The sequence below is a fragment of the Streptococcus sp. 4886 genome, from assembly GCF_013276485.1.
Lineage (GTDB): Bacteria > Bacillota > Bacilli > Lactobacillales > Streptococcaceae > Streptococcus.
On record NZ_VMLD01000024.1, the window covers coordinates 1 to 5713 of the forward strand.

Sequence of the window (5713 nt, forward strand, 5' to 3'; positions counted from 1 at the left end):
TTGCCAGCAGGAACAAGTTATGCATGGAAGCCAGATGCGACACCAGATACAGGCACACATGGAGCGAAGAAAGGAAAAGTTATCGTAACTTATCCAGACACATCAACGGACGAAGTAGATGTAGTTGTCAATGTCACTCCACAAGACTTCACTCCAGTGAAACCGACTGAAAAAGTTCCAGTCAAAGATGTGAATAATCTAAGCAAAGACGAACAAGATAAAGTTAAAGAATCAGTGGAAAAAGCAAATCCAGGAAAAGACGTAATTGTTACTTCAGATGGAAATGTAACAATCACTGATCCAGAAACAAATGTCACTCATAATATTCCTCGTGATGAATTGTTATTTGCATATGCAAAAGGTGAACCAGAAGTTTTAGAAAATCCAGAATTCAATGGAGGAGTAAATACACCTGACTCACCTATTCATGAACAACCAGACTTCACAGGTGGAGTAAATGGTGAACTTCCAGATCCAGCAGAATTACCAAAAGTTAAGTTATTCATCACTAAATGGATTGATGAAAATGGCAATGAGTTGAAACCTGCGGATGCTAAAGCTCCATCAGTACCAGGTGAAGTCAATGAAGCATTTGAACATGGTGAAATTGAAGGTTATGTATTTGTAAGAACAGAAACTAAAGGTGATGTTGTAACTCACGTTTTTAGGAAAGTGAGTCCAGTTAGACCAACAGGTGACGGTCAACAAAGACCAGCTACACCATCTGACGATACAAATCGTAGACCGGATACTGTTATCCCTGCTGAAGTGCCAGCTGCTCAACCGGCTGAACAACCAAGTCAAACAGTTGAAGTACCTGCTCAATTGCCGAATGAAGTGTCAGAAACGAATCCATCAGTTTCTCAACCACAAGCAGTATTGCCAAATACTGGTACACAAGAAGACCGTGCTACAGGTGCATTCGGAGTTCTATCTCTTCTTGGCGCATTTGGTTTGCTATTTGCCAAAAAGAAAAAAGACGATGAAGAGGAAGCTTAACTAGATGATCTCATTTGATCCTTAGTAGTTTTCCCTGCATAAAGTCTTTGTAAATCAAAAAGAACTAGAAAAATCACTCATTTGTGAGAATTCTAGTTCTTTTTTCGTATTTCATAAACATTTCATATTTGAGTTTTATAATAGTCTTACAAATATGGAGGTGACAAATGAATCCAATCCAAAGAGCTTGGGCTTATGTCAGCAGAAAACGGCTGAGAAGTTTTATTTTATTTCTGATTTTATTGGTCCTATTGGCCGGAATTTCAGCCTGTTTGACTCTGATGAAGTCCAACAAAACAGTGGAAACCAATCTTTACAAATCACTCAATACCTCTTTTTCTATTAAGAAGATAGAAAATAATCAGACATTCAAGTTGTCAGACCTAGCATCTGTAAGCAAGATTAAGGGACTGGAAACTGTTTCTCCTGAACTCGAGATGGTCTCAAAACTGAAAGACAAGGAAGCGGTGGCTGGTGAGCAGAGCGTAGAGCGTGATGATTTATCAGCTGCGGACAAGAACTTGGTTAGTTTAACGGCTCTTGAGGATTCATCCAAGGATGTGACCTTTACCAGTTCGGCTTTCAACCTAAAAGAAGGGCGACATCTTCAAAAAGGGGATTCCAATAAAATTCTGATCCACGAAGAGTTGGCTAAGAAGAACGGTCTTTCGCTTCATGATAAGATTGCTTTAGATGCTGGTCAGTCAGAAACTGGAAAAGGGCAAACAGTAGAGTTTGAGATTGTCGGCATCTTTTCTGGTAAAAAACAGGAGAAATTCACAGGCTTGTCTTCTGACTTCAGTGAAAACCAGGTCTTTACAGACTATGAAAGTAGCCAAAGTCTTTTGGGAAATAGCGAAGCTCAAGTCAGTGCAGCTCGCTTCTATGTAGAAAATCCTAAGGAAATGGACGGACTCTTGAAGCAGGTAGAAAACTTGTCCTTGGAAAATCAAGGCTATCAAGTCGAAAAGGAAAACAAGGCTTTTGAACAAATCAAGGACTCAGTTGCTACTTTCCAAACCTTCCTGACCATCTTCCTTTATGGGATGTTGATAGCAGGAGCAGGAGCCTTAATTCTGGTCTTATCTCTCTGGTTGAGAGAACGGGTCTACGAAGTGGGAATTTTACTGGCACTTGGAAAAGGCAAGAGCTCGATCTTCCTACAATTCTGTTTAGAGGTAGTTTTGGTATCTCTTGGAGCTTTGCTTCCAGCATTTGTTGCAGGAAACACCATCACATCTTACCTACTCCAAACTCTACTAGCAAGTGGAGATCAGGCTGCCTTACAAGACACGCTAGCCAAAGCAAGCGGTCTATCAACCAGCATCCTATCTTTTGCAGAATCCTATGTTTTTTTAGTTCTGCTTAGTTGCTTATCTGTAGCCCTTTGCTTCCTATTCTTATTTAGAAAATCGCCTAAGGAAATTTTATCATCTATTAGTTAAGAAGGAGAAATCATGACTTTATTACAATTACAAGATCTTACCTACCGTTATAAGAACACTGCTGAGGCAGTTTTATATCAGATCAATTATAATTTTGAACCTGGGAAATTTTACAGTATTATTGGTGAGTCAGGAGCAGGAAAATCCACTCTTTTGTCCCTACTTGCTGGTCTAGATAGTCCTGTTGAAGGTTCTATCCTTTTTCAAGGAGAGGATATTCGTAAGAAGGGCTATTCTTACCATCGCATGCACCATATTTCCCTGGTCTTTCAAAATTATAACTTGATAGATTATCTTTCTCCACTGGAAAATATCCGCTTGGTCAATAAAAAGGCAAGCAAGGATACACTGCTTGAGCTTGGTTTGGATGAAAGTCAGATCAAGCGGAATGTTCTCCAGTTATCAGGTGGTCAACAGCAACGTGTTGCCATTGCTCGTAGTTTGGTCTCAGAAGCTCCAGTTATTCTAGCGGATGAGCCAACAGGAAATCTAGACCCTAAAACTGCTGGAGATATTGTCGAACTGCTCAAATCACTTGCCCAGAAAACAGGTAAATGTGTCATTGTCGTAACTCACAGCAAAGAAGTGGCACAAGCATCAGATATTACACTTGAGTTGAAGGACAAGAAACTGACTGAAACTCGCAATACTAGTAAATAATTTAAGCTTGTTTTGATAGAATTATAAAATCAAACCTAGAAAGGAAACCTATGTTACACAACGCATTTGCCTATGTTACAAGGAAGTTTTTCAAATCGATTGTCATCTTCCTGATTATTCTCCTCATGGCGAGCTTAAGTTTGGTTGGCTTGTCGATCAAGGGAGCTACTGCCAAGGCTTCTCAGGAGACCTTTAAAAATATCACCAATAGCTTCTCCATGCAAATCAATCGTCGCGTCAATCAAGGAACGCCACGTGGTGCTGGGAATATCAAGGGTGAGGACATCAAAAAAATCACCGAAAACAAGGCCATTGAGTCTTATGTGAAACGCATCAATGCTATCGGGGATTTGACTGGATATGACCTTATCGAAACGCCAGATACCAAGAAAAATCTGACCCCTGACCGTGCCAAACATTTTGGAAGTAGCTTGATGATTACAGGTGTCAATGACTCCTCTAAAGAAGACAAGTTTGTCTCTGGTTCTTATAAGCTGGTCGAAGGTGAGCACCTAACCAACGATGACAAGGACAAGATTCTCCTGCACAAGGACTTGGCAGCCAAACACGGCTGGAAAGTAGGGGACAAGGTCAAACTAGACTCTAATATCTACGATGCAGACAATGAAAAAGGAGCCAAGGAAACAGTCGAAGTGACAATCAAGGGACTCTTTGATGGCCACAATAAGTCAGCAGTAACCTACTCACAAGAACTCTATGAAAATACAGCTATCACAGACATTCACACTGCTGCAAAACTTTATGGATACACAGAAGACACAGCTATTTACGGGGACGCTACCTTCTTTGTAACAGCGGACAAGAACTTGGATGATGTTATGAAAGAGTTGAATGGCATCAGTGGTATCAACTGGAAGAGCTATACACTCGTTAAAAGCTCATCTAACTACCCAGCTCTTGAGCAATCCATCTCTGGTATGTACAAGATGGCCAACCTCCTCTTCTGGGGTAGCTTGAGTTTCTCAGTTCTTCTCCTTGCCCTCTTGCTCAGCCTTTGGATCAATGCCCGTCGCAAGGAAGTGGGAATTCTCCTCTCTATCGGTCTCAAGCAGGCAAGTATCTTGGGTCAATTCATCACCGAATCCATCTTGATTGCCATCCCTGCTCTCGTTTCTGCTTACTTCCTAGCCAACTACACAGCTCGTGCGATTGGAAATACTGTCCTTGCCAATGTGACTTCAGGTGTTGCCAAACAGGCTAGCAAGGCGGCTCAAGCCTCTAACCTTGGTGGTGGTGCAGAAGTAGATGGCTTTAACAAGACCTTGTCAAGCCTAGATATTTCCATTCAGACATCAGACTTTATCATCGTCTTTGTCCTTGCTTTAGTTCTAGTGGTTCTTGTTATGGCGCTTGCTTCAAGCAATCTCCTTAGAAAACAACCAAAAGAGCTCTTGCTGGATGGTGAATAATACTGATGCCAGACTGAAAAATGAAGCTAGCAACTGAAAGTTCTAAAATGATAAATGAAGCAGAAAGCAATGGTGAAAATCATTGCTTTCAGTTGCTTTCGTTGTACTTTAGTACTTAAATATGATATACTAATGTTATGGAATTTATTAGAAAGGAGTTTCGCAACTTATATATGGAATTGTGCATAAAAATCTATAGAAATCTTATCTTGAAAATAGATAGATAAATCTGTAGAAGCCTATCCATATCGCAAACATAGGCTAGTAGACCCAGGCAGGGTCTACCTTGGAAAATATAGAATAGTGAGGAAAAATAAACATTATGAGACAAACAAATGTTAGAGGAAGCTTGTCCCTCCGTGGCTTTAGAAAATTGAGAACTGGTGCAATTGTTGCGACAGGTGTCATTTTGCTAGGTCTGGGCTTTTTAGCTCCAACTGTATCAGCCAGTGAACAAGATGGTGTCTGGGTAGCCAGAACAGTTGAGGAAGTGAAAGCTGACCTTCAAAAAGAAGGTGATTTATTTAAGTATGTCATTAAGTGGGGAGATACATTAAGTGTTATCAGCGAAGCAAGCAATATCCCTGTAGATGTACTCCAAGAAATGAATCAAGCTTCAGGCAAGAATTTATTCTTACCGCACAATGAATTGTACTTTACTGAAGCTGAAACGATTTCAGATACAGTCACAAAACACAAAATTGTCATCAAGGAAAGTGGTGCAAGTGGCGAAGTTCGCACTTACGAAGTCTTGCTCAAGAAAGACCAAGAGACAAAAGCTGTTACTTTTGAATTAACAGATGTCACTGAGAAAGTTGAAAAAATGGCTGTGAACTATAGCCCAGTCTATCAGCCTGTATCAGCTCCAGTAGCGCCAAAAGCTGAAGAACCAGCAGCACCAGTACATCCGACAGAAGATACTGCAGGTAATTCGAATACTAGTCAACCAGCAGAAGACTCAAAAGAAGAAACTGGAGCACCAGTAACTCCTACTGAAGAAAGTTCAGAAACTACTGGAACAACAGCTGTAGCAGAGGGAACACAAAATGAGCCAGCAGCACCAGTACATCCGACAGAAGATACTGCAGGTAATTCGAATACTAGTCAACCAGCAGAAGACTCAAAAGAAGAAACTGGAGCACCAGTAACTCCTACTGAAGAAAGTTCAGAAACTACTGG

At 40.8% G+C, this 5713-nt stretch carries 5 protein-coding genes; all 5 read left to right on the forward strand.

Annotated features, from left to right (window positions below; all coding sequences use genetic code 11):
- Positions 1-999: SIALI-17 repeat-containing surface protein (locus HT679_RS09985; protein ID WP_173214437.1), on the forward strand; the 999-nt coding region annotated here is incomplete at its 5' end.
- 167 nt (positions 1000-1166) lie between these two features.
- Positions 1167-2444 (forward strand): ABC transporter permease, encoded by a 1278-nt coding sequence (locus tag HT679_RS09990; protein ID WP_173214439.1) that lies wholly within the window; start codon positions 1167-1169, stop codon positions 2442-2444.
- Between the two features lie 12 nt (positions 2445-2456).
- Positions 2457-3104: an ABC transporter ATP-binding subunit Vex2 gene (vex2, locus tag HT679_RS09995; protein ID WP_016569459.1), complete on the forward strand. Its 648-nt coding sequence runs from the start codon at positions 2457-2459 to the stop codon at positions 3102-3104.
- A gap of 50 nt (positions 3105-3154) precedes the next feature.
- Positions 3155-4534 (forward strand): ABC transporter permease subunit Vex3, encoded by a 1380-nt coding sequence (gene vex3 / locus HT679_RS10000; RefSeq protein ID WP_138700809.1) that lies wholly within the window; start codon positions 3155-3157, stop codon positions 4532-4534.
- A 322-nt stretch (positions 4535-4856) separates the two neighbouring features.
- A partial coding sequence (locus HT679_RS11480) for a LysM peptidoglycan-binding domain-containing protein (protein ID WP_345890109.1) occupies positions 4857-5713 on the forward strand: 857 nt, incomplete at its 3' end.